Below are 21,611 nucleotides of genomic sequence, written 5' to 3'. Positions count from 1 at the left end.
AATGAAAAAAATCCTTTTCTTAACGGGTACCCGTGCTGATTTCGGCAAAATTAAGTCATTGATTTCTGTTCTTGAAGGCCAAGAGGAATTTGAAGTTTTCGTGTTTGTAACAGGTATGCATTTGCAAAAAGAATATGGCTACACTTTAATTGAAATCGAGCGTTGTAATTTTAAAAACATCCATACTTTCGAAAACCACACTCATGAAACCACAATGGATTTAACACTTGCCAAAACCATTGAAGGCTTATCCAATTATTGTAAAAAGATAAATCCAGATATGATTGTGGTTCACGGTGATCGTGTCGAAACTTTGGCAGGAGCGATCGTAGGTTCACTAAATAATATTTTAGTTACGCATATTGAGGGCGGTGAAATTTCTGGAACTGTCGATGAACTGATTAGACATAGTGTTAGCAAATTAAGTCACATTCATTTTGTGTCAAATTCAGAAGCAAAAAAAAGACTTTTGCAAATGGGCGAAATTCCAGAATCTGTTTTTGAAATTGGTTCTCCGGATATCGATATTATGTTTTCAGATCAATTGCCGGAACTTGAAGTTGTCAAAGAATATTACCAGATAGATTTTGACCAATTTGCTATTGTAATGTTTCATCCTGTTACCACTGAGTTCAGTCAGATGCAAAAATATGCTGATGATTTTGTAAATTCATTACTAAATGATGTACATAACTATATAGTTGTTTATCCTAATAATGATTTAGGAAGTCAATATATTATAGAAAGTTATAAAAAGTTAAAAGATAATCCGAGATTTAGAATATTTCCGTCCTTACGATTTGAATATTTTCTTACTTTATTAAAAAATTGTCAATTTATTATTGGCAACAGCAGTGCAGGAATTCGTGAAGCTCCTTATTACGGAATTCCGATTATAAATATTGGAACAAGACAAAATAACCGCTCTGTTCATGCAGATATAATAAATGTCGATTATACTTTTGATGATATTAATGAAGCTTTATCTAAAATTGATTCGCATCATGTTCAAATTTCAGATGCAGAATATGGACAGGGAAATAGTACGCAATTATTTTTGGAATCACTTTTAAAAAACGATCTTTGGTGACTCAATCACCAAAAACAATTTAGAGACAGTTAATGAAAAATAATAAAATTTTTATTTTTTTACCTGATGGGATCGGCCTTAGAAATTTTGCCTTTTCAAAATTTAATCAGCTTGGTCTGGACGAAAATTTTGAAATCAAATACTGGAATAATACTCCTTTTCAATTAAAAGATTTAGGCTATAAGGAAATAAAAATAAATAAAGCAAAATCGCATCCATTAACGGATAGTTATAAAAACGCCCGAAAACATATTGAACTCAATTTAAATATAAAAAGAGAAAATGATGCCGTTTATAACGATTACCGTTTTCCTTTTTTATATAAAGCATTAAAACCGGCAATTAAAAATTTATTCTCTCAGTTCTTAATTGCTACTCATTCTTATCCGAAAGGATTAGAAAGAATTCGCGAAAGAATTAAAAAAATTAGAACGAAAAACAGCTTATTATCAGGATTGTATTAATACACTCAAAGAAGAAAATCCAAGTATTGTTTTCTGTACCAATCAACGTCCAGTTTTGGCTATTGCACCGCTCTTAGCGGCACAGGATTTGGGGATTCCCACAGTAACGTTTATATTTTCATGGGATAATTTACCAAAGGCAACGATGGTTGTAGAAACAGATTTCTATTTTGTTTGGAGTCAACATATGAAAAAGGAATTATTGCATTACTACCCTTATATAAAAGAAAATCAAATATTTGTTACAGGGACTCCTCAATTTGAAGCACATTTTGATCTCGATAATTTGGTTTCAAAAGAAGCTTTCTATAAAGAAAACAAATTAGATGTCGATAAAAAATACATTTGTTATTCTGGCGACGATATTACTACTTGCCCGGATGATCCACAATATTTGTCAGATGTTGGAAATGCTGTAAGAAGTTTAAACAAAAACGGACAGTCATTAGGAATCATATTTAGACGTTGTCCAGTTGATTTTTCAAACCGATTTGATAAAGTTCTTGAAGACTATAAGGACGTTATTACTTCCATCGCACCTCTTTGGAAAAAAAATGGTTCAGAATGGAACACTATTTTGCCAACAAAAGAAGATGTTATTTTACAAACCAATACCATAAGACATACCGAGATGGTTATCAATCTTGGTTCTTCAATGGTTTTTGATTATGTAAGTCATAAAAAGCCCTGTGCTTTTATTAATTATGATGTTGCTAGTAAAGAACAAAAAACCTGGTCGGTGTCAAAAATTTATAATTATGTACACTTCAGATCGATGCCTAATAAAGATGCTGTAATCTGGCTAAACAATCGTAATGAAATTAGTGAGAAAATAATAAATGGCTTGCAAAATTCATCTGAAAAAATCTCAAATGCGGAACAATGGTTTGAAAAAATTAATCAACATCCGCCACAATTGGCATCTAAACATATATTTGAAGCTATAAAAAAAATAGTTCAATAATTTCATAAACAGCAAACAAAAGTGCAATTAATGCATGATCTAAAAATATTGATTTAACCTTATGTTTTTTAATTCTCTGGCATTTGCCATTTTTTTACCAATCGTTTTTTTGTTGTATTGGTTCGTTTTTAATAAAACCAAAAGCTCGCAAAATGCTTTGTTAATTGTTGCTAGTTATTATTTTTATTCCTGTTGGGATTGGAGATTTTTGTTTTTATTGGTTTTTTCTACTTTTCTGGATTACTATACCGGAATTCAAATTGAAAAAGGAAAATCAGAACGAAACAGAAAATTTTGGTTTTGGCTTAGTGTTTTAACCAATTTAGGATTTCTAGGAGTTTTTAAATACTACAATTTTTTTGCAGTTTCTTTTTCTGAATTATTGAATTCTGCTGGAATTAAGGCCAGTCCGATTCTATTAAATGTAATACTTCCAGTCGGGATTTCATTTTATACTTTTCACGGTTTATCCTATGTTATTGATATTTATTACAAACGAATAAAAGCAGAGTATAATTTTATAGATTATTCATTATTTGTAAGTTACTTTCCGCTTTTAGTAGCCGGCCCAATTGAGAGGGCAACTCACTTGCTTCCTCAGGTAAAAGTAAAAGAGAATTTGATCTTCAAATGGCAAAAGACGGGGTTTGTCAAATTATTTGGGGTTTGGTAAAAAAAGTAATTATTGCAGACACCTGCGCCCCTTATGCCAATGCCATTTTTGATCACTACACTTCAATGAATTCATTTTCACTTATTTTGGGTGCAGTATATTTTGCATTTCAGATTTATGGAGATTTTTCTGGATATTCAGATATTGCATTGGGAGTTTCAAAATTGTTTGGTTTGGATTTGTTAAGAAACTTTAATTATCCTTATTTCTCCAGAGATATTGCAGAATTCTGGCGTCGTTGGCACATTTCCCTTTCTTCTTGGTTTCGTGATTATTTATATATTCCGTTAGGTGGAAGTAAAGGCGGACTTTGGATGAAAATAAGAAACACTTTTATCATTTTTGTGGTTAGTGGTTTTTGGCATGGAGCCAATTGGACTTATCTAGCTTGGGGTTTTATAAATGCAGTTTACTTTTTGCCATTGCTATTATCAAACAGTAACAGGAAAAACATGGAAGATATTAAACTTAAGTGGAATTTTGATTCAGTAAAAGTACTTATCAGTATCCTCTATACTTTTTTCCTAACCTGTTTAGCTTGGGTATTTTTTAGGGCCAGAACGATTAATGATGCCGTTTTGTATTTAAAGAAAATTATAACCAACAGAGATTTTAGTTTTCAATATCTGGACAATGAACGTTATAGTTATGAATTGTTAGCAATGATAGGATTATTTGTTTTAATAGAATGGAATAATCGTCAAAAAATCGAACCGCTTTCAGGAAAAAGAAGTATGCTAAAAATATCTTTAGCAATTGTCGCCATATTAGCTTTTGGGACCTTTTCAGATTATAAAGAATTTATCTATTTTCAATTTTAATGAAACAGTTTTTACTATATATAACTAAGATTATTGTTCTAACAGTCTTAATAGCAGTTGTTTTAGATGGGCTATACAGCGCGATGTACATACAATGCAAGAATAGGGGAAAAATAGATCACATTTACAACTCTAAAGAAAGAAAATATGATGTTGTAATCTTAGGTACATCAAGGGCAAATAACCATTTTGTGGCACAAATGTTTGCTGATAAGGGAATGAAAACCTTCAATTACGGAATGAGTGGATCACACTTGTTCGAAACAGCTCTTATGCTGAAACTTATGATAGAACGTAAGTATGAAATAAAAAACGTGATTCTTGAAGCTGATTTAAATCTTTCAAGTATTGACCAATCTTCCGGAATAGCTTCTCGTTATTTACCTTATATTCACGATTCAGATGTAATAAAAAAACATTTTGAAACTCAAGAAGATTTTAATGAAATATACTATATCCCGTTTTACAGATACCTTAAATACGAAAATAGGATTGGTTTTAGAGAAATGTTTTTTAACGCGATAAGAAAAAAACGGTTTCGTTAAGTCATCTTGGTTATTATCCTTTAGAAGGTGTTGAAAATGGTAATATGAAAAATAATATTGTCAATCTAAATCCGTTGTCGCATAATAAGTATTATGAAGAAATAAAAAATATTTGTAAAGCCAATCACATTAACTTTATTGCAGTAACAACACCAATGTGCGAAAATGTTGTAGGCATGAATTATTTTGAAAAAGTTAAAAAAGCATATCCAGAGATTCACGATTATGAAAATGTAGTGGTTGATAATAAATATTTTTCTTCATGTGGGCATATGAATGTTACAGGTGCAGAAATGTTTACAGCCAGAATTTTAAAAGATTTTTTTAATAAATAGAAACTTCTTTTTAAAATATTTTTCCCCAAAAAAAAATGATAACATACAGCAAAATAGGAAAGAAAGGAAATTTGGGAAATCAGCTTTTTCAAATTGCATCTACTATTGGTTTGGCTGTTAAAAATGAACAGGATTTTGCTTTTTTAAATTGGAAATATCAAGGATATTTTAAAAATGAATTACCACTTTTAGAACAAGATTTTTCAAGTTTTATTAATATTGAAGAGAAAGAGTATCATTATCACGAATTGGATCTGAAGAATGAAAATTATGATCTTTCAGGCTGGCTTCAAACTGAAAAGTATTTTGATCAAGATTTGACGAGACATTATTTTCAATTTTCTGATTTCTTAATTGAGCGTATTAAAAATTTATACAATGATGTTTTTAGCAAGCGCACAATTTTACTTTCAATCAGAAGAGGCGATTTTGTAAACCATCCGGATTATTTTCAATTACCAATAAATTATTACTTAAATAGTTTAGCCCACTTTTTTCCAGATTGGGAATCTTGCAATTTGGTAATTTTAAGCGACGATATAAAGTATTGTAAATTTCATTTTTCATTTTTAGAAAATGCTTTTTTTGGATCTGGATTAAATGAGATCGAGCAGACTTTGCCTAGGGTCAATGTGTGATGATTTTATAATTAGCAATTCTACTTTTTCATGGTGGACTGCGTGGCTGGGGGAAAAAAGTAATTCACAAATAATAAGACCTTTAAAAAACTTTGACGGATTAAAAAGCCAGCGACTTGATGATAAAGATTATTATCCAGAAACATGGCAGAAATACAATCATCTAGATAATAAAATCAAGCTTCAGGATCTTGTTTTTGATATTAAAACAAACAAATATAATAAAGAAATCGAAGCATACATTTTAAGTTATTTTGACACAAAATTCATTCAGAAAAATGATGAAGTTGATTCGCGTAATAATGTTTATGTTTTAGGTAAAGATTATTTTTTGTCGCCATTACTTATCTATTCTTCTTACTTAAAATTTGGGAAAACCAATGATGTAGTAGTCAATCAATTCGTTCAATTATTTAAAGTTTCCAAAAAATTAAATTATAAAGAATTTATTGTACAAAATGACTTTGGAATCTTTTCGTCTATCTTTTTATTTCCAAAAAACAAACAAATAAAAGTTAAAGAGAAACAAACTATTTATTTGAAAAAAAATGGAGTTTCAGTTTCAAATACCGAAAAAAATGATGTTTCAATATTGTATTTTTCTGCTGGAAAGTTTTGTGATTTTGGAGGTTATGGTTTTAGTTTTAAAAGATTTCTAAAAAGAAAAAAAAGAAACCTTAAAAGAATATAAAACAAATACTTTTGCGGAAATAAAATATGACAACTAACCTACATATCGCATATATAGTTTCTCATTACCCTCATAAAGCTTTTGGACATGATGGTGGATTAGGCACGAGCGTCTATAATTTAGTTGAAAAACTTAGAAAAGTTGATGTTAGGGTTTCGGTCTTTGTTTATGGACAAAAAGAGGAATTTGTTCTGGAAGAAGAAAATGTTACGATCTACAGCATAACGAATAGTAATGCAGTTTTTTTAAGATTTTATTTCAACAGAAAAAAAATAGAAGCATTTGTCAATAAGGTTATAAAGGAAAAGAATATAAACCTTATTGAAGCACCAGATTGGACAGGAATTACAGCTTTCATGAAATTTAAAATTCCGCTGGTAATCCGTTTTCACGGAAGTGACGCTTACTTTTGCCATCTAGAAAAAAGAAAACAAAAAGCGAAGAATTTCTGGTTTGAAAAATTGGCTATAAATGGAGCACAAGCATTTATTGCACCCACAAGTTTTGCCGGAGAAGTTTCCAAAGAAATTTTTAAGATAAAAAATAAAGAAATAAAAACAATTCATTATGGTTTAGAATTGAAAAATTTCACAAATAATTCGCCACTTGTATTCGAAAAAGGTTTGATTTTATACGTTGGAACCTTAATCAGAAAAAAAGGTGTTTTAGAGCTTCCGGAAATTTTTAATAAAGTACGAAAAGATTTCCCAGAAGCAAAGTTAGCCTTAATTGGCGGCGATTCTTTTGATATTAAAACAGGTTCCACATCTACTTGGCAATTGTTGCAAAGCCAGTTTAGCAATGATGATTTGAAAAATGTAGACTATTTAGGCAAGATACCTTATGATGAGGTTCAGAACTATATTAGAAAGGCAAATATTTGTATTTTTCCAACTTTTGCAGAAACCTTAGGAATGGTTACTATTGAAGCAATGGCAATGCAAAAAGCGGTTATTAACAGTAATATTGGATGGGCGCAAGAACTTATTATCGATCAGGAAAGTGGTTTTTTAGTTCATCCTGAAAATCATGAAGCCTATGCTGAGAAAATACTTCAGTTGCTTAATGACGAACCATTTTGTTTGCAAATAGGTAAAAATGCCAGAAAAAGAGTCGAAGATAAATTTGATATAGATAAGATTGTTCTTGAAAATATTGTCTTTTATAAAAGTATAATCAATAGGAATGTTCTAGTAAAATGACAATAATTTATCATAAATATAATAAAATAGTTGAGGTTGAGCGAAAAGGAAAAATTATAAGCTCTTCATCCAATAATATAGCAAAAACACTATTTAAAACTGCTTGCTGAGTTTCCAAACGATTTAATAATTTGGTGTAATGCTGATTTAAAATCAAATCTTAATGTTTCTGCATTAGAAAGTATTTTTCATCATCATAAAATAATGGCTTCTTACAGTTTGAGTGATACTTCGTTTATTGTCGCGGGCATTGGCTATGTTGAAGCATCTCCATTTATAAAAATTGATAAAAAAGGGTGTTATCCAGCTTGGCAAATGAGCAGTGATGTTGGTGGTATTCATTCATCAGTGTTGCTGAAATTCAAAAATAAAATTAAAGAGTCTGATTCTTTTGATTACTTTTTGAATTCGTTAGCAAAATTAGGAATGCCTAGTGGTCTTTTATGTTATTCGGATCCAGCACTATTAAATAATATTTCAATTAAAATTGAAAAGGATAAACAGAATCTATTTGTTTTATTTCAATTTGTAAAACAACATTATAAAACAAGGTGGATTTTTTTATTGCTTCTAAATTTATTTTTATACGAGAATAAAATAGCTTTTTTACCCTTTATTTCAAGTTTGTTTTATAGCAAAAGATTGATAAGTAATGATATACTAGATTCTATTGAAGTTCGATCAACCAAAAAAATACTCGAAACGGGAACTTTAGATGTCATTATTCCAACCATTGGAAGGAAAAAATATTTATATCATGTATTAAAGGATTTGTCTGCTCAAACTCATTTGCCAAAAAATGTTATTATTGTTGAACAAAATCCAAACCCGCAAAGCACATCCGAACTTGATTATATTTCCAATCAAAATTGGCCATTTACAATAAAACATATTTTTACACATCAGGCCGGGGCTTGTAATGCCAGAAATCTAGCTTTGGCAGAAGTGGTTAGTGAATGGGTTTTTTTGAATGATGATGACAATAGATTTGGAATAGATTTAATAGAAGAAACTCTTAGTAATTGTGTGAAATATGGTTCTTATGTTTCAAGTAATTTTTATCCAAAGATTAATGAAAAAATAAAAAATAAAAATGTTCATCAAGCGCCATTTTTTGGATCAGGAAATACCTTTATAAATAGTAATTTGCTTGAAAAAGCTTCTTTTAGAATGGGATTTGAGTTTGGATACGGAGAAGATAGCGATTTTGGAATGCAGTTAAGAAATTCAGGTGTTGATGTTCTATTTTTTCCGAGTCCTGTAATTACGCATTTAAGCGCGCCAATGGGAGGTTTTAGAACAAAATATATTCAAGCTTGGCATAATGATGTCATTCAGCCAAAACCATCGCCAACAGTTATGTTGTTCAATATATTGCATAAAACTCCCGAACAAATTAAAGGATATAAAACAACACTTTTTTTTAAATTTTATAAAGTTCAAGCAATTAAAAATCCAATTAAATACTGGAGAAATTTTGAAAAGCAATGGAAACAGAGTTTATTCTGGGCTAATGAATTAAAAGAAAAGAAATGAAGTTTTCCTTAATAGTTTGCACATACTTAAGATCAGATTCTTTGATTGCATTGTTGCAATCTGTACAAAATCAAAATCTTTATCCGGACGAAATTTTGATCATTGATGGTTCTACAAATGATGACACAAAAAATGCTTTAGAGCAATTTCATTTTAAAAATGTAAACTATTTTTTGGTGTCGGAGGAAAATAGGGGATTGACAAAACAAAGAAATTTCGGAATCTCTAAGATTGCTGACGATTCAGAAATTGTTTGTTTTGTAGACGATGATACAGTTTTAGAAAATGATTACTTTTTAGAAGTAGTAAAAACATTCCAGACAAATTTGGATGTAATTGGTGTTGGCGGCGTAGCAATCAATGAATACCGATGGGAACGTCAAATCGAGAGTGTTTTTTACAATCCAAAAAAGTACTATCTGTTTGAAGGATACTTTTACAAGGAAGGCACCCGCAATGTAGTTAGAAATTATCTCGGTCTTGCTTCTAATTTAGGACCTGGAAAAATGCCAAATTATTCGCATGGGAGAACCTGTGGATTTCCATTGACGGGAAAAACATATGAAGTAGATTTGTTAATTGGAATGTCAATGTCTTTTAGGAAAAGCCTTTTTGATCAAATACAATTTTCAAAATATTTTGAAGGTTACGGTTTATATGAAGATGCTGATTTTAGTTTAAGAGCTGTCGCAGTTTGGCAAAAATGTTATCAATACAAAAGTACAATTGTCACATTTTCATGCAGAATCCGGAAGGCCAAGTAAATATAAATATGGTAAAATGGTTGTACGAAATGGCTGGTACGTTTGGCGTATTAAAAACCCAACTCCAAATTTTAAAGACCGTTTCAAATGGAATGCCATCACAGTTTTATTGACTTTGATTAGATTTAATAATACATTTACTTCTGCTAATAAAAAAGAAGCCCTTACAGAAGCATTAGGAAGATCATCAAGTTGGTTGAGCTTGCTATTTAAATTTAAAAGATAAAATGAAATCTACACAGACTATTTTAGAAACCAATATAAAACAGAAAGAATTTTATAATACCAAAAAGAAAAATTGGGCTACTACTGTATGGTCAAAATTTAGAAACGGAATTTTAAATAAAATTAAAAAAAATGTTGGAGTTCAGGATCAAGCTTATTTTGTCGCGATAAGGAATGGTTTGGAGATTTGTCCAATAAAAAAGTATTAGACTTAGGTTGTTTCTCCGGGAATTACTGGTCAATGTACTTGGCAGAAAACGCAAAGGAATATTTAGGGATTGATTTAAGCGATATTGCGATAGCAAGATTGAACGAAAGAATTCAATATTTACCTAACGCAAGAGCAGAAGCAGTTGATTTTTTATCAGACGAATTTTCGGCGACTAGTTATGATTTAATCTATGCTTATGGTGTTTTGCATCATTTTGAAAATACAACAATTTTAATCGATAGATTAAATGAAAAACTAGCTGATAACGGGCAAATTATAAGCTATGATCCTCTGGAAACAAGTGTGCCTGTTAAAATTTTAAGAACATTATACAGACCTTTTCAATCTGATGCTCGCGTGGGAATGGCCTTTTACAAAAAAGACATTTTATCAGTTTCAAAATTCTTTTGACATTATAGAAAGAAGAGGCGTTTTAGGAAAATCAAAATGGGTTGCTTTACTTAATCTAGCTCCAATTTCTTCATTGAAAAAGAAAGTAATCGGTCAAAGATGGCATAAAGAAGATTGGGAAAAATCAAAAGTATCAGATTCGGATTTATTTAGCTGTATGCATGTTACAATGTTAATGCAGAAAAAAGCCAATTAAAATTCATGAAATTCACGATAATAACTCATGTTAATCATATTCAAGATGGCGATGATTATTTTGGTTATGGGCCGTATGTTCGTGAGATGAACATTTGGCTGAAATATGTTGATGAAGTAATTATTGTCGGTCCTCTGTCGACAGGAAGTTCAACGGCGATTGATTTAGCATACCAACATCATAAAATAAATTTTAGGCCAGTTTCAGATTTTAGTTTTACTAATTTGAAAAGTAATTTGATTTCGCTATATAAATTGCCTAATATTTCTTGGAAGATTTTCTTGGCCATGAAAAAAGCAGATCATATTCATCTTCGTCGCCCAGGGAATATGGGATTGGTTGGATGCTTTATTCAGATTTTATTTCCAAAAAAAATAAAGACAGCAAAATACGCAGGTAATTGGGATCCAAAAAGTAAACAGCCTTGGACATACAAATTACAGAAATACATTTTAGGCAATACTTTTTTGACTCGAAACATGCAGGTTTTAGTATATGGAGATTGGAAAAAGGAATCAAAAAATATAAAATCTTTTTTTACGGCTACTTATTCTGAAAATGAAAAGTCGCCCATGAAAAAAATGGATTTAAAAGAAAAAATTAATTTCATTTTTGTTGGTACATTAACCTCTGGCAAAAATCCTTTATATGGTATACAATTGGTTGAAGCACTTCTTAAAATTGGTTATAATGTGAATTTGCAATTGTATGGCGAAGGTTTCGAAAGAAAGGCATTAGAAAATTATATTGCTCTCAACAATTTATCGAATTTTATACAATTAAAAGGAAATCAAAATCAAAAAATTATTACAGAAGCATATCAAAATAATCATTTTGTGATTTTACCTTCTAAAAGTGAAGGTTGGCCAAAAGTTATTGCCGAAGGAATGTTTTGGGGTTGCGTACCAATTGCAACTTCGGTTTCCTGTGTACCTTTTATGCTTGATTATGGAGAAAGAGGCGTTTTGTTGGAAATGATTTTAGAAAAAGATATTCAACAATTAGAAACCCTTTTGAATAGCGAAAATGTTTTTGATAATAAAAGAAAAAAAGCACTGAATTGGTCACAAAAATATACCACAGATGTTTTTGAAAAAGAAATTAAAATAGTATTAGACAAATAATTATGGATAAAAGGATTAAGAGATTTTTTATTGTACTTCTTTTCTTTGGAATTTTAATATTAGTAATAATAAATTATAGAACTCCATTTTTTCAGCAGGATGGATCTGGCGGCTGGTCGGTTGGTTATGGAGAATCTAAAGAATATCCGAAAAAATATAAACGTAAAGAACAACGCAATTTACAGTATTGAAAAATTAAAAACTCAAAATGACTCCACTACTTTTTTAGCTGATCCTTTTTTTATAAAAGAGAAAGATACTTTTTATTTGTTTTTTGAACATAAAAAAAATAATAAAACAAATGCAGATGTTGGTTTGTTAACCTCTGTTGATGGGAAAAATTATCATTATAAAGGAACTGTACTAGCTCAAAAATTTCATTTGTCTTACCCGCAAGTGTTTAAATATAAGAATGATTTTTACATGATTCCAGAGTCCAAACAAGCAAATGCTGTATTGCTTTATAAGGCTTATCATTTTCCTTATGATTGGAGGATTTATGATACGTTAATAAAAAATGTTAGGTTGAAAGATCCGTCGATATATTTATCAGATTCTTTAAATGTTATGGTGGCATCAGATGATAATTTGAAAATGTATGTGTATCAGGCAGATTCTCTTTTAGGTAAATGGAAATTGAATAAGAAAAAACCAATTGCCTTGATGGGAACCGAAGCAAGAGCTGGCGTACGCTTTTTTGCTGATATAAAGGGATTAGTCTTGCCAGTACAAAATTGCACAGATGGCTATGGTTTTGGATTGTCATTGTATCGTTTTTCTTTTAAAGATGGCTCGTATACGGTAAAAAGAGAATCTCCGTTTTTCTTAAAGGGCCATAAAGAAATTAAAGAGTTTAGTGCAGGAATGCATCAATTAGACATTCAAAAAATAGATGAAAAGAATTACTACTATGTCTATGATGGTAATAGATTAAATAGTGACACTAAAAAACTTAATATTTGGGGACCTCTTAAATGGGCCTATATTGATATTCAAAATTGGATTTTAAATCAATGAGAATAATTCAAATAATAGATTCACTTGATGCAGGGGGAGCAGAGCGTATGGCGGTAAATTATGCAAATGCTCTGGCTGATGAAATTGAATTTTCTGGATTGGTTAGCACTAGGAAAGAGGGTTCGTTATTACATCAAATTGATTCAAATGTTTCTTATTTGTTTTTGAATAGAAAAAAGCAACTTGATTTTGGAGCACTTTTTAGATTAAGATCGTTTGTTGTAAAAAATGAAGTGACCCATATACATGCACATAGTACTTCTTTTTTTATAGCTTTTTTAATAAAATTAATTTATCCTTCTGTTAAATTGATTTGGCATTATCATTATGGTAATAATGAAATTCTATCAAAAAGAAGAGTACTGTTGTTTAGATTTGTAATACCTTTCTTTATTGGTGTTATTGCGGTTAATCAAAAACTTAAATTTTGGATTTTAAATAATTTAAAATCTAAAAACGTTATTTATTTGCCTAATTTCCCCTGTGAATCTCGAAATTTTATTCCTGATACTATTTTAAAAGGTAATGGAAAACGAATAATATCTTTAGCCAATCTTAGAGAAGATAAAAATCATTTTTTATTACTAGAGGTAGCTAAAAAACTAAAAGAATCTCATCCGGATTGGACCTTTCATTTGGTCGGGAAAGATTTTAAAGATGATTACTCGAGTCAGCTAAAGAAACTAATAATTGAGTATAATTTAGAAAACAATGTATTTCTTTATGGTTCAAAACAAGATATAGCAAACATTCTTAATCAGGCATCTATTGCTGTCTTGACTTCACAATCTGAGGGATTGCCTGTTGCACTTTTAGAATATGGACTATATAAAAAAGCAGTTGTCGTTACTCGAGTGGGTGAAATACCAATGATCGTACAACATGGGAAAAATGGTTTTGTGGTAGATTCTAATGATAAAGATTTGTTCACCCATTATTTAGTGAAATTAATTACAGATGAAAAGCCGCATATTGCGTTTGGAGATGCACTTTTTCATACTGTTCAAAGTGATTATCAAGAAAAAAGCGTACTTAATAAATATTTAAATTGGTTGCAAAAAAGCTGAAATGAAAAAAGAAGAACTATCCTATATTTATTTAATACTATTTCATGTTTTTTTGGGAGCATTGATATTTGCTTTGCCTGTTTTTTCAAAAATATACACTTTAGCTTTGTTCAGTTTCTGGTTTTATTATATTGTAAAAACTAAGAATAGAAACAATGAAGTTCTTATTGCATCAGCATATGTTATAGGCGTTGAGGTGCTTTTGCGAATGACGGGAGGTATGATCCTAAATGAGTTCGGTAAGTATACGGTATTGACTTATATGTTTCTTGGGATTATTTATTCTGGATTTTCAAAAAATGGTTTAATATATGCGCTCTTTTTAATGTTGCTAGTTCCCGGGATTGTTTTAGGTACAGAAGTATTAAATTTTGATACTGATATCCGAAAAGCAATCGCGTTTAATATTTCTGGACCAGTTTGCTTGGGGATTTCTTCTATTTATTGTTATAAACGAAGAATAAGTTTTGAGCGATTAATAGATTTAATAACTGCTTTCTGCATGCCTCTGGTTGTTACTGTAATCTATCTTTATTTTTACACTCCAAATGTAAAGGATGTAATTACTGGAACACAATCCAATTTTGAAACATCAGGTGGATTTGGTCCCAATCAAGTTGCAACTTTACTAGGTTTAGGGGTTTTTGTATTTTTTGTCCAATTGTTACTCAATTCAAAAAGTCGATTAGTGCAGATAATAAATGCAGTATTTGTCTTGACTTTTGCTTTTAGAGGAATTGTGACTTTTTCAAGAGGTGGAGTAATAACGGGTGTTGTAATGGTTTTTTTACTTTTAATAGTATTGTATTTTAAATCTAACAGTAGAACAAAACCTAGAATTGGTATCATTATAATACTTTCTTTTTTCACTGGATTGGGAGTTTGGGGTTACAGTTCTCTTGAAACAAAAGGTCTTATCAATAAACGTTATGCCAATGAAGATGCTTTAGGAAGAAAGAAAAAAAGCCAGTTAAGTGGTAGAGAAGTTTTAATAGAATCAGAATGGCAAATGTTTTTAGATAACCCAATTCTTGGAGTTGGAGTTGGTAAAAATAAAGAATTAAGAAAAGAACAAACTGGTATCGATTTGGCTACACATAATGAAATTACCAGAATGCTTGCAGAACATGGTTTTTTTGGTATAATTGGCTTACTAATTTTATTTTTTACTCCTTTATTATTGTTTGCAAATGACCGTCAAAATATTTTGGCTCTTTCTTTTTTAGCATTTTGGCTGTTAACAATAAATCATGCTGCCATGAGACTTGCGAGCTCCCGCATTTGTCTACGCTTTAAGTTTGCTTTCAGTGCACATAAAGTTTCCCGAAAAAGTACAGAGTTTAGAGGGTTAAAATCTTTTTTTATAATACATTTGCCTCAAGTTTAAGCCCCTAACAAACTTTAAAAATGTTCTCAAAAAGAAAAATGCATTTCGAAATTTCAGAAAGAAAAGTTCTGCTTTGTCTTTTTGACGTCGCATTTATATTCACAGCCTTGTTTTTGCTGAGCTTGTTTTTCGATTATCAGTATTATGTTTTAAATGAATATAGATTTTTAAAAACTTTTCTGCTGATAGGTTATGTATATATTTTTGGAGCTATTTTCGAAATGTACAATCTACAAACAGCAAGTAATCAATTTCAAATTCTTCGAAGTGTAATTCTAACTTCAATTACTGCTGTTACAGTATATTTATTTACACCGATATTAACGCCGGAACTTCCTAAACAGCGATTGGTAATTATACTATTTTATTTTGCTGTTTTAAGTTCATTGCTCTTATGGCGTTTCTTTTATGTTTACTTTTTAGCCTCATATCGTTTCTCGCAGAATGTAGTCTTGATTTGTGATCAAAATGAAGTTGAAGAACTGGTTTTAGGACTCGAAAATGTTGATCCACACTATAAAATTATTGGATTTGTTAATTCTGATGTCACTGCAAATGATAAATCTGATTTTCATTATGTAAAAGAAATAAAGAAGGAAGATTTAGAATTATTTGTTACTAAAAATAACGTTTCAGAGATTATAATCGCATCGCAGAAAACAGATGGTATTACCGCCGATTTATATCAGCGACTTCTTCATCTATTAGAAAGCGGCAATGTGATTCGAGAATATACTCAGGTTTACGAAAGTAAAACACAGCGAATCCCAGTACATTATATTGGCAGGGATTTCTATCGCTTTTTCCCTTTTAGCCGAAGCAATAATAATAGATTATATCTGCTCTCGATACGTATGATGGAATTTTTCTTTTCTTTCATCGGACTCTTATTCTGCGTAATTTTTATTCCTATAATTTCACTGTGTAATTTCTTTGCCAATAAAGGAAGTCTTTTTTATACACAAGAAAGAGTTGGTAAAAATGGAGTTGTTTTTAAAATTTACAAGTTTAGAACAATGACTGAGGACTCTGAAACTGATGGAGCTGTCTTTGCTCGCTTATAATGATAAGAGAGTTACTCCTTTTGGGAAATTTATGCGAAAATCAAGAATTGATGAACTGCCTCAGTTTATTAATGTTTTAAAAGGCGATATGGCCGTAATTGGCCCAAGACCAGAGCGACCTTTTTTTGTTGAAGAAATTGCCAGCGTTATGCCTTTCTATGAAACACGTCATGTTATTAAGCCGGGACTAACAGGCTGGGCTCAGGTAAATTATTCTTACGGAGAATCAATCGATGAAAGTTTAATTAAACTGCAGTACGATTTATATTATATCAAACACAGAAGTGTTTTTCTAGATTTGAGCATTACATTTAAAACGATTACAACAGTTTTATTCTATAGAGGCCAATAATTAAATTATGATTGGAATTGGTTTTTTATTACGAATTCCAGTTCTAACTAAAACGACACCACTTGTAATAATTAGTGGTAAAGTAATAAAGAAATGTGCTTTATTAATTAAGAATAAAAAGTAAACTACTAAAAGCACAAAATTTATAAGTGCAAATCGATACGTCCATTTTTTGTTTTTGAAAATAGAAAACAGAACTAGCACTAATAAAAGCGGACTAAATAGTAAAACATTATAATTCATCGCCAGTTCTTGGTGAAAAGAATAAAATCCCATTATTACAAAAAAGATTCCTATTAGAGATAAAATCAAAAAATAGATTTTGTCAACTGTTTTATCTCTTGTCTGCAATAACAAAAATCAAGATAAAAAGATAAGTGTAAATATTATTCCACCATGATTTTGGAGTCTCCTTTGTAAATTCTAATAAAGTTTTGCTTTTGCCCGCCAAAGGCTGATTTTGAAAAGTCGTTTTTTCTAAACTGTTTTTTAACTCGAATGGAAGAAAGATTCTAGTTCCCATTTGGTCAACTTTTGTTCCGAAAATAATGCTTGTCCCCAGTTGATCATAAAAATGCCCGTCAAAATAAGGGAAAAGTATTGAGCGATACGTTTTGTCAGTATCTTCTTTTTTAATGATTACATTTTGTTTTAATGATTTATTGATTACATCAACAACCATCGAAGTACAGTTTTTATCAATAAATTTATAAGTATAAAAACGTTCATCAGAAGCTAAAACAGCATTTAATCTATCAAAAAGCTGTTGTTTTTGATCTGGAGAGATTAATAATTCTTGTTCAAAAATACTTCTTTTCTCATAAGTATATTCACTAAAAAAATCAGCAAAAGAATGTACAGTAGCAAAATATTGCAAATCTCCTTTTGCAAATTTCATTACAAAATTGGGTGTTCTAAAATCAAAAGTTCCATAATTATAAACAACATCAAAATTGTTTCCAGGATCTGAAACTCGAATTCCTGTATGTCCAAATAAAGAATAACTTTCATTTCCAAGTCCGCAGGTTAGAACACTTATTTTAGCATCTTTTGATAAGGGTAAACTTTGGCTGAAACCAATAAAACTTGATAAGAAGAATAAAATAAAAAGTGCTTTTTTGAAAATGACAGTTTTCATGATTTAATTTTTTAAAAGATTTTTTGGTTTTATAATTACCTAAAGATGCCTAAATCGACTTTCAACGAAAAAATATTAGAATATAAAGCAGTACTTTGATTCCCTAAGTCCGTTAAAGCATAATCTATTTGAATGCCTTTATATCTAAAACCCAATCCGATATTGGGCTGAAAGTTTACTTTCTCAGTATTATCCAACTGCATTACATTTTGGAAATTTCCTGCACCAGCTCTTACAAAGACCAAATCGGTATAACCAAATTCAAACCCGATTGCAGGATCAATACTTACTGCTTTTGATGAAATAATATCATTAGTCTGCTCAAACCTCATATTTAAGTTAGCAGAAGTGACCAAGTCGCATTCGTTATGAAAATCAAATCTTTTTGAAACTCCTAATTGTGCTTTTGGAAGCGTAATTTCGGTGCTTTCTGGCAATGTGTTGTTTTCTCCCGGAATGGCATTGGCGATTTTTTCATATTCTTCCTCGTCAATATTCCAAACATTATAAGTTGTTGTAATGTCGCGAAGCATTAAGCCAAATTTCCAGTCATTTCTCTCAAACTGAAGTCCGACGTCAAATCCAAATCCCCACGAATTGGCAAATTTTCCAATTACTCTTCGAATTACTTTGGCATTTACACCATATTGAAATCCGTCAACAGGTAGCTTTCTGGCATAAGAAAAGGTAAAGCCGTAATCTGCAGTAGAAAATAAGCTGATTCTATTGTAGTCGATATTTCCTTGATTGTCGATTAATTGTGTAGTGTCCATAATGTCATCTACACCAAAACGAATCATCGAAATTCCCCAAGCACTTCTATCATCAATTGGACTTGCGTAGCCTATGTAATCATATTGGGCAATATTAGCAAAGTAGCTGGCATGCATCAACGCAATCTGATGATCTTCAAGATGGGTTAAACCCGCTGGATTCCAATAAACTGAATTAACATCATTTGTAGAAGCAGTTACAGTACTAGACATTCCCAATGCTCTGCAAAGATCCACTCCAATATTCATAAACTCATTCGAATATTTTCGAACAGTTTGAGCATATTGCGAAGTAAAACTCCAAAATAATATAAATGCAAAAAGTTTTTTCAAAAGTTCTTTTTTTACAGACTTACCTCTGTTTTAATTTTTATCAAAAATATAATATTTTACTCAGCTATTAAGTTCGTTTCTTTAAATATTCTGAAAGTCGAACTTAGAAATAAAAAACTCTTGAAAAAACTCGTTTTGCATCCAGTTATTATGCTAAATTTGTTCTCTGCCGTAATCAAAATTTCAAACTATGAATATCAAAAAGTACATTCCAAATCTAATTACATTAATCAATCTTTTCTGTGGTCGCGTTGCCATAATTTTTTTAAGCAAAAATAATTTTGAAATGGCATTCATTTTTGTATGTCTTGGAATATTTTTTGATTTTTTTGATGGTTTTTTTGCTCGTTTATTCAAAGTGTCTGGCCCATTGGGAGTGCAATTGGATTCTTTGGCAGATATGGTAACATGTGGTTTGGTTCCTGGATTTGTTATGTATAGAATGATGCAGGAAAGCTCTGTTTTTATGTATGAAGGGCATATGCAGACTTTTTCCTTATCTGGGTTTTATAATTACTTTAGGTTCATGTTATAGATTGGCAAAATTCAACATCGACACCCGTCAAACCGATTCGTTTATTGGTTTGCCTACACCTGCCAATGCTCTATTCATATTGAGCCTCCCTTTGGTTTTGCAAAATTACTCTCAGGAATCTTTGATAATACTTGAAATTTTAACCAATAAATGGATTTTGTTATTTATAACGTTATGCAGTGCTTATATATTAAATGCTGAAATTCCGTTATTTTCTTTAAAAATTAAAAAATTCAGCTTTAAAGAGAATGCACTTCAAATTGTATTTTTGGTAATCTCCGTATTAATGGTTGTTTTGCTTCAGTACATTGCAATTCCGTTAATTATTATTTTTTACGTTTTATTGTCAATTATCAATAACTTGTTTTTGAAAAAGTAGTTTTATTTTAATGGCAAGGAAAACGACTTATCGTAAAACATATTCAAGGAAACCTGCTGGAAGATCTTTTCTCAGCAAGCTTTTTCGAGCACTTTTATTAATCTTTTTTTCGCTGTTGTTCATTGGAGTAATTTACCATTATCGCAAGGGACTGGCATATTATTTAGGATTTAAATCGGAAAAAGTCTTAGACGAAGATGCCGTTGATAAACACCTTTCTGATGTGCGAAATATTCGAGTTCTTGAAAATCATAAAGGAAAAGTAATTGGAATCGATGTTTCTGAGTTTCAAGGAAAAGTGGATTGGGAAGAAGTTGAAATTCTGGACGAAAAATATCCAGTTCAATTTGTTTTTATTCGCGCAACCGCAGGAAATAACCGTGTAGATCGTCAGTTTAAAAAAAATTGGGAAGGTGCAAAAGAGAATAAAATTATGCGCGGTGCCTATCATTATTACCGCCCAAACGAAAACTCAATCGAGCAAGCTGATCTTTTTATCAAAACCGTAAAATTGCAAAAAGGAGATTTGCCTCCAGTTTTAGATATAGAAAGATTACCCAAAAATCAGTCTTTAGACAGTTTAAAGAAAGGATTAAAGCGTTGGCTGACTAAAGTGGAAAAACATTATCAAGTTCGTCCGATAATTTATTCTGGGGAGCGTTATTATTCTGATTTTCTAAAAGAAGAGTTTAGCGAATATCTTTTTTGGATAGCCAATTATAATTTCTACAGAGAAAAAATCGAAGACGACTGGCTTTTCTGGCAGTTTACAGAAAAAGCTTCTCTGCCGGGAATTAAACATCGAGTGGATGTTAATATTTATAATGGAGATATCGAACAGCCGCAGTTTATTACAGTTGAATAGTTTTTTAGTCGCAGTCTCAGTTTTCAGTGCTTACTGAGACTGAAAACTGAGACTGTATACTTTTTTTAGAATTCAAGTTTCTTTTTACGCGACTCGAAGTTTTGTCCTAGATAAACACGGCGAACCATTTCATCTTCAACCAATTCTTCTGGAACTCCGGCTTTTAGAATTCCTCCTTCAAACATCAAGTAGGTTTTGTCGGTAATTGCTAAAGTTTCCTGAACGTTGTGATCGGTAATTAGAATTCCGATGTTTTTATTTTTTAGCTGGGCTACAATTCTCTGAATATCTTCTACTGCAACCGGGTCAACTCCGGCAAAAGGCTCGTCCAATAAAATAAATTTTGGATCAGTTGCTAAGGCACGCGCGATTTCAGTACGACGACGCTCACCTCCAGAAAGTAAATCTCCACGGTTGGTACGAATGTGTTCTAAACTGAATTCTTCAATCAAACTTTCCATTTTAGCAACTTGCTCTTCTTTAGAAAGTTTTGTCAATTGTAAAACGCTTAGAATATTATCTTCAATACTTAATTTTCTAAAAACAGAAGCTTCTTGTGCCAGATAACCAATTCCTTGTTGTGCACGTTTGTACATTGGATAATCGGTAATATTCAAATCGTCAAGGTAAATATTTCCCTGATTTGGTTTTACCAATCCAACAATCATGTAAAAAGACGTTGTTTTTCCCGCACCATTTGGACCCAAAAGCCCCACAATTTCTCCTTGATTTACTTCAACAGAAATTCCTTTTACAACACTTCGCCCTTTATAGGTTTTGATTAAATTATCGGCTCTTAATTTCATTTTTC

Annotated in this window: 24 protein-coding genes and 3 pseudogenes; 23 read left to right on the top strand and 4 right to left on the bottom strand. The window is 31.0% G+C overall.

Going from position 1 to position 21,611, the window contains the following annotated elements; translation table 11 throughout:
• Position 1: 1 nt before the first annotated feature.
• From neuC to ACZZ95_RS01455, 21 genes and pseudogenes are all read left to right on the top strand, one after another.
• Positions 2-1,090: a UDP-N-acetylglucosamine 2-epimerase gene (gene neuC, locus ACZZ95_RS01555; RefSeq protein WP_463467762.1), complete on the top strand. Its 1,089-nt coding sequence runs from the start codon at positions 2-4 to the stop codon at positions 1,088-1,090.
• A 32-nt stretch (positions 1,091-1,122) separates the two neighbouring features.
• Complete coding sequence (locus tag ACZZ95_RS01550; protein ID WP_463467761.1) at positions 1,123-1,554, top strand: hypothetical protein; 432 nt, start codon at positions 1,123-1,125, stop codon at positions 1,552-1,554.
• A gap of 55 nt (positions 1,555-1,609) precedes the next feature.
• Positions 1,610-2,518: a hypothetical protein gene (locus ACZZ95_RS01545; RefSeq protein WP_463467760.1), complete on the top strand. Its 909-nt coding sequence runs from the start codon at positions 1,610-1,612 to the stop codon at positions 2,516-2,518.
• A 61-nt stretch (positions 2,519-2,579) separates the two neighbouring features.
• Positions 2,580-4,012: pseudogene (locus tag ACZZ95_RS01540) on the top strand (MBOAT family O-acyltransferase).
• Positions 4,012-4,557, top strand: coding sequence for a hypothetical protein (locus ACZZ95_RS01535; protein WP_463467759.1), 546 nt, complete (start codon positions 4,012-4,014; stop codon positions 4,555-4,557). Before ACZZ95_RS01540 ends, ACZZ95_RS01535 begins: the two are co-directional and overlap by 1 nt.
• 44 nt (positions 4,558-4,601) lie before the next feature.
• On the top strand, positions 4,602-4,892 hold the full coding sequence (locus ACZZ95_RS01530; protein ID WP_463467758.1) for a hypothetical protein: 291 nt from the start codon (positions 4,602-4,604) through the stop codon (positions 4,890-4,892).
• Positions 4,893-4,927: 35 nt separating this feature from the next.
• Positions 4,928-5,530, top strand: a complete 603-nt coding sequence (locus tag ACZZ95_RS01525) for an alpha-1,2-fucosyltransferase (protein ID WP_463467757.1) — start codon at positions 4,928-4,930, stop codon at positions 5,528-5,530.
• The gene (locus tag ACZZ95_RS01520; protein ID WP_463467756.1) at positions 5,493-6,221 is read left to right on the top strand and encodes an alpha-1,2-fucosyltransferase; all 729 of its coding nucleotides are present in this window, start codon (positions 5,493-5,495) and stop codon (positions 6,219-6,221) included. The genes ACZZ95_RS01525 and ACZZ95_RS01520 overlap by 38 nt, the downstream gene beginning before the upstream one ends.
• 26 nt (positions 6,222-6,247) lie before the next feature.
• Complete coding sequence (locus tag ACZZ95_RS01515; protein WP_463467755.1) at positions 6,248-7,423, top strand: glycosyltransferase family 4 protein; 1,176 nt, start codon at positions 6,248-6,250, stop codon at positions 7,421-7,423.
• Positions 7,424-7,627: 204 nt separating this feature from the next.
• Complete coding sequence (locus tag ACZZ95_RS01510) at positions 7,628-8,959, top strand: glycosyltransferase family 2 protein (RefSeq protein WP_463467754.1); 1,332 nt, start codon at positions 7,628-7,630, stop codon at positions 8,957-8,959.
• 41 nt (positions 8,960-9,000) lie between these two features.
• The gene (locus ACZZ95_RS01505; protein ID WP_463467753.1) at positions 9,001-9,723 is read left to right on the top strand and encodes a glycosyltransferase family A protein; all 723 of its coding nucleotides are present in this window, start codon (positions 9,001-9,003) and stop codon (positions 9,721-9,723) included.
• A gap of 16 nt (positions 9,724-9,739) precedes the next feature.
• On the top strand, positions 9,740-9,949 hold the full coding sequence (locus ACZZ95_RS01500) for a hypothetical protein (RefSeq protein ID WP_463467752.1): 210 nt from the start codon (positions 9,740-9,742) through the stop codon (positions 9,947-9,949).
• A 1-nt stretch (position 9,950) separates the two neighbouring features.
• Positions 9,951-10,157, top strand: a complete 207-nt coding sequence (locus ACZZ95_RS01495) for a hypothetical protein (protein WP_463467751.1) — start codon at positions 9,951-9,953, stop codon at positions 10,155-10,157.
• Entirely contained in the window at positions 10,136-10,570 is a 435-nt protein-coding gene (locus ACZZ95_RS01490) for a class I SAM-dependent methyltransferase (RefSeq protein WP_463467750.1), read from the top strand. Before ACZZ95_RS01495 ends, ACZZ95_RS01490 begins: the two co-directional genes overlap by 22 nt.
• The gene (locus tag ACZZ95_RS01485; protein WP_463467749.1) at positions 10,509-10,766 is read left to right on the top strand and encodes a hypothetical protein; all 258 of its coding nucleotides are present in this window, start codon (positions 10,509-10,511) and stop codon (positions 10,764-10,766) included. The genes ACZZ95_RS01490 and ACZZ95_RS01485 overlap by 62 nt, the downstream gene beginning before the upstream one ends.
• Positions 10,767-10,771: 5 nt before the next feature.
• Complete coding sequence (locus ACZZ95_RS01480) at positions 10,772-11,890, top strand: glycosyltransferase (RefSeq protein ID WP_463467748.1); 1,119 nt, start codon at positions 10,772-10,774, stop codon at positions 11,888-11,890.
• A gap of 2 nt (positions 11,891-11,892) precedes the next feature.
• Positions 11,893-12,081: a hypothetical protein gene (locus ACZZ95_RS01475; protein WP_463471795.1), complete on the top strand. Its 189-nt coding sequence runs from the start codon at positions 11,893-11,895 to the stop codon at positions 12,079-12,081.
• Positions 11,990-12,907 carry a glucosamine inositolphosphorylceramide transferase family protein gene (locus ACZZ95_RS01470; protein ID WP_463467747.1) on the top strand — a complete coding sequence of 306 codons (918 nt, stop codon included), beginning with the start codon at positions 11,990-11,992 and terminating at the stop codon, positions 12,905-12,907. Before ACZZ95_RS01475 ends, ACZZ95_RS01470 begins: the two co-directional genes overlap by 92 nt.
• Positions 12,889-13,974, top strand: coding sequence for a glycosyltransferase (locus tag ACZZ95_RS01465; protein ID WP_463467746.1), 1,086 nt, complete (start codon positions 12,889-12,891; stop codon positions 13,972-13,974). The genes ACZZ95_RS01470 and ACZZ95_RS01465 overlap by 19 nt, the downstream gene beginning before the upstream one ends.
• Position 13,975: 1 nt before the next feature.
• Positions 13,976-15,361: an O-antigen ligase family protein gene (locus tag ACZZ95_RS01460; RefSeq protein WP_463467745.1), complete on the top strand. Its 1,386-nt coding sequence runs from the start codon at positions 13,976-13,978 to the stop codon at positions 15,359-15,361.
• A gap of 20 nt (positions 15,362-15,381) precedes the next feature.
• A pseudogene (locus tag ACZZ95_RS01455) lies at positions 15,382-16,777 on the top strand (sugar transferase).
• On the opposite strand, the gene ACZZ95_RS01450 reads toward ACZZ95_RS01455, so the two are convergent.
• From ACZZ95_RS01450 to ACZZ95_RS01440, 3 genes are read right to left on the bottom strand one after another with little or no spacing between them, the layout of a single operon-like run.
• Positions 16,778-17,089 (bottom strand): hypothetical protein, encoded by a 312-nt coding sequence (locus ACZZ95_RS01450; protein ID WP_463467744.1) that lies wholly within the window; start codon positions 17,087-17,089, stop codon positions 16,778-16,780.
• Positions 17,090-17,111: 22 nt separating this feature from the next.
• Positions 17,112-17,915, bottom strand: coding sequence for a lipoprotein N-acyltransferase Lnb domain-containing protein (locus ACZZ95_RS01445; RefSeq protein ID WP_463467743.1), 804 nt, complete (start codon positions 17,913-17,915; stop codon positions 17,112-17,114).
• Between the two features lie 35 nt (positions 17,916-17,950).
• Entirely contained in the window at positions 17,951-19,021 is a 1,071-nt protein-coding gene (locus ACZZ95_RS01440) for a putative type IX sorting system protein PorV2 (protein ID WP_463467742.1), read from the bottom strand.
• Between the two features lie 190 nt (positions 19,022-19,211).
• On the opposite strand from ACZZ95_RS01440, the pseudogene ACZZ95_RS01435 reads away from it, so the two are divergent.
• Both ACZZ95_RS01435 and ACZZ95_RS01430 read left to right on the top strand, forming a co-directional pair.
• Positions 19,212-19,935, top strand: a pseudogene (locus ACZZ95_RS01435) (CDP-alcohol phosphatidyltransferase family protein).
• Positions 19,936-19,945: 10 nt separating this feature from the next.
• Positions 19,946-20,800, top strand: a complete 855-nt coding sequence (locus tag ACZZ95_RS01430; protein WP_463467741.1) for a glycoside hydrolase family 25 protein — start codon at positions 19,946-19,948, stop codon at positions 20,798-20,800.
• Between the two features lie 65 nt (positions 20,801-20,865).
• On the opposite strand, the gene lptB is transcribed toward ACZZ95_RS01430, so the two are convergent.
• Entirely contained in the window at positions 20,866-21,606 is a 741-nt protein-coding gene (gene lptB / locus ACZZ95_RS01425; RefSeq protein ID WP_463467740.1) for an LPS export ABC transporter ATP-binding protein, read from the bottom strand.
• Positions 21,607-21,611 lie beyond the last annotated feature (5 nt).

This window comes from Flavobacterium sp. AC267 (genome assembly GCF_979258715.1).
Note: the sequence above shows the minus strand (reverse complement) of the source record. Positions and strands in the feature narration are given on the sequence as shown.